Origin of the sequence: Marinobacter sp. (genome assembly GCF_033722195.1) — a bacterium.
GTDB lineage: Bacteria > Pseudomonadota > Gammaproteobacteria > Pseudomonadales > Oleiphilaceae > Marinobacter.
In genome coordinates this window covers 1-3270 of sequence record NZ_JAWVZL010000170.1, presented here as the reverse complement: position 1 = coordinate 3270, position 3270 = coordinate 1, and the positions used below count along the sequence as shown (strand labels likewise).

Sequence of the window (3270 nt, the reverse complement as noted above, 5' to 3'; positions counted from 1 at the left end):
TAATACACCTCAGTTTTGGGCTCTGGTCATCCAAACTGGGGTGGATGCCGTTGTTTTAGTGATGATCCGGCTCCACTCTTACAGGCCACCAGTTAACTCAAAAGACGCTCTTGGCATTACGCGCAGGAAGCAGAGAATTTTCAGACATTGGCAGATGTGGGGTAGCCCTTTCTGAGACCGTGAGTGGCCAGGGATGGCCACGCCCGAGCCCTACAGGGACGTATTTACGGGCGTGTCTCAGAAAGGGCTACCCCGCAGCTGCCGCCCAAGCCCAACATAAATGCATCAATCTCTCAGGCACTTCCAGCCGAGGATGCGACGGAGAAAAACAATGATCTTCACCGAAGAACACGAAGCCCTCAGAAAAACCGTCCGCGATTTCGTGGAGAAAGAGATCAACCCCCACTGCGATGAATGGGAAGAGGCCGGCACCTTCCCCATCCACGAAATCTTCCGCAAACTGGGCAAGCTCGGCCTGCTGGGTATCCAGAAGCCGGAGGCATACGGGGGCATGGGCCTGGACTACAGCTACAACCTGGTGGCCGCCGAAGAGCTTGGCACCGCCTGGTGTGGCGGCGTGCCCCTTGCGATTGGCGTGCAGACCGACATGTGCACCCCGGCCCTGGCCCGCTTCGGATCGGACGAGCAGAAGCGCGAATTCCTGGCGCCGGCCATTACCGGTGAGATGGTCGGCTGTATCGGTGTCAGCGAGGTGGGCGCCGGCTCCGACGTGGCGGGCATGAAGACCAACGCCCGCAAGGACGGCGACGACTACATCATCAACGGCTCCAAGATGTGGATCACCAACTCGCCGAAAGCCGACTTCATCTGCCTGCTGGCCAACACCTCCGACGACAAGCCCCACAAGAACAAGTCGCTGATCATGGTGCCCATGAACACGCCGGGCATTTCCTTCTCGCCGCACCTGAACAAACTGGGTATGCGCTCCTCCGAGACCGCCCAGGTGTTCTTCGACGATGTGCGGGTACCGCAGCGCAACCGGATTGGTGCCGAGGGTACCGGCTTCATGATGCAGATGGTCCAGTTCCAGGAAGAGCGTCTTTGGGGCGCCGCCAACGTCATCAAGGCACTGGAGCATTGCATCACCGCGACCATCGATTACTGCCGTGAGCGCAAGACCTTTGGCGTGCCGCTGATCGACAACCAGGTGATTCATTTCCGCCTGGCCGAGCTGCAGACTGAAGTGGAAGCTCTGCGGGCGCTCACCTACCAGGCCTGTGAGCTGCATGTTCAGGGCAAGGATGTGACCAAGCTGGCCTCCATGGCCAAGCTCAAGGCGGGCCGCCTCGGCCGTGAGGTGACGGACAGCTGCCTGCAGTACTGGGGTGGCATGGGTTACATGTGGGACAACCCGCTGTCCCGGGCGTTCCGGGATGTGCGGCTGGTGTCCATCGGCGGCGGCGCCGACGAGATCATGCTGGGGATCATCTGCAAGATGATGGGCACCCTGCCCGGTAAACGTCGGTACTGATCTCTTCTTTAGGGGGAAGGCCGCTGGTGGGGACCTTCCCTCAGGACACGCCCGTAAACCCATCCCTGGGGGGCTCGGCTGCAGCCATCCCTGGCTGCAGACGGTCCTGGAAAGTCCTTCCAGGCCACCAGCCCCGAGCCTTGAATGTGGAGTCAGACAATGACCGACAGCTTCCCAAACTGCGAAACCCTGCTGCTGGAAAAACAGGGCCCAGCCCTGCACGTCACCCTGAACCGCCCCGAAGCCCGTAACGCCATGAGTCTGCAGATGGTGGCGGAGCTTTCCGCGGTGTTTGCCGAGATCGAGGACGACGCCAGCATTCGCGCCGTGGTGCTCCGGGGCGCCGGCGGGCATTTCTGTGCCGGTGGTGACATCAAGGACATGGCCGGCGCAAGGAACCAGAAGCCGGCGGAAGGCGAGGAAGACCCTTTCTACCGTCTCAACCGGGCCTTTGGCGAGATGATCCAGCGGGTCAATGAGTCCGCCAAGGTGGTGATCGCGGTCACCGAGGGCGCGGTGATGGGTGGTGGTTTCGGGCTTGCCTGTGTGTCGGATCTGGCCATTGCCGGGCCGACAGCCAGATTCGCCATGCCGGAGACCACGCTGGGGGTGATTCCGGCCCAGATCGCGCCTTTCGTGGTGCAGCGTATCGGGCTGACCCAGGCGCGGCGGCTGGCGCTGCTGGCGCTGAAGCTGGATGCCGCCGAGGCCTGCTCCCTGGGTATCGTGCATCAGGCCGCCAGCTCTCATGAGCAGCTGGAGCAGTGGTTGGGCGAGGCCCTTGACCGTGTCCGCCAGTGCGCGCCCAACGCCACCGCCGAGACCAAGGCGCTGCTGCACCGGGTGGGTCACGAGCCCATGGCGGGGCTGCTGGACAGCGCCGCCGGGAAGTTTGCCGCCGCCATACGCGGCAGTGAAGGTACCGAGGGCACCATGGCCTTCATGCAGAAACGGCCCGCTGCCTGGGCCGTCGACGATTCCACCGAGAACCACTGAGGACCCGACCATGCTCACCAAGCTGCTGATTGCCAACCGTGGCGAGATTGCCGTGCGGGTCATTCGCACCGCCCGGGAACTGGGCTACCGCACCGTGGCGGTCTACTCCGAGGCAGACGCCAGCGCCCTGCATGTGCTGGAGGCAGACGAGGCGGTGGCGATCGGCCCGGCCCAGGTGTCGGCCTCCTACCTGAACGTGGACGCCATTCTGGATGCAGTCCGCCGGACCGGCGCCGACGCCATCCATCCCGGCTATGGCTTTTTGTCGGAGAACGCGGACTTTGCCCGCGCCTGCCAGGACGCCGGTCTGGTGTTCGTGGGGCCGCCGGCGGCGGCCATCGAGCTGATGGGCAGCAAGCGGCGCTCGAAGATCGCCATGCAGAAGGCCGGTGTGCCCACGGTGCCTGGCTTCGAGGGAGATCGTGCCAGTGACGATGAGCTGGCGGCGGCCGCCGGCGACATTGGCTATCCGTTGATGATCAAGGCCTCCGCCGGTGGAGGCGGGCGGGGCATGCGCCTGGTCCGGGAGGAAAGCCAGCTGCGGGCCGAGATCCAGCGTGCCCGTTCCGAGGCCCGCAGTGCTTTTGGCGATGACGAGCTGATCCTGGAAAAAGCAGTGATCGAGCCCCGTCACATCGAGATCCAGGTGTTTGCCGACAGCCACGGTAACGCGGTCTACCTGGGAGAGCGGGACTGCTCGATCCAGCGCCGGCATCAGAAGGTGGTGGAGGAGGCGCCCTCGCCCTTCGTCACTCCCGAACTGCGCCAGGCCATGGGCGAGG

At 63.8% G+C, this 3270-nt stretch carries 3 protein-coding genes; all 3 read left to right on the top strand.

The features are described from left to right. Window positions 1–331: 331 nt before the first annotated feature. A complete protein-coding gene (atuD, locus tag R3280_RS16350) occupies window positions 332–1492 on the top strand; it encodes a citronellyl-CoA dehydrogenase (RefSeq protein WP_318999673.1) in 1161 nt (386 codons plus the stop codon). Window positions 1493–1651: 159 nt separating this feature from the next. Further along, entirely contained in the window at window positions 1652–2488 is an 837-nt protein-coding gene (locus R3280_RS16345; protein WP_318999672.1) for an enoyl-CoA hydratase/isomerase family protein, read from the top strand. A gap of 10 nt (window positions 2489–2498) precedes the next feature. Continuing rightward, a partial coding sequence (locus R3280_RS16340; protein WP_318999671.1) for a biotin carboxylase N-terminal domain-containing protein occupies window positions 2499–3270 on the top strand: 772 nt, incomplete at its 3' end.

Bases quoted from the DNA above. Each gene is read 5' to 3' on its own strand.
- atuD (WP_318999673.1), top strand. From the start codon at position 332: ATGATCTTCACCGAAGAACACGAAGCCCTCAGAAAAACCGTCCGCGAT.
- R3280_RS16345 (WP_318999672.1), top strand. From the start codon at position 1,652: ATGACCGACAGCTTCCCAAACTGCGAAACCCTGCTGCTGGAAAAACAG.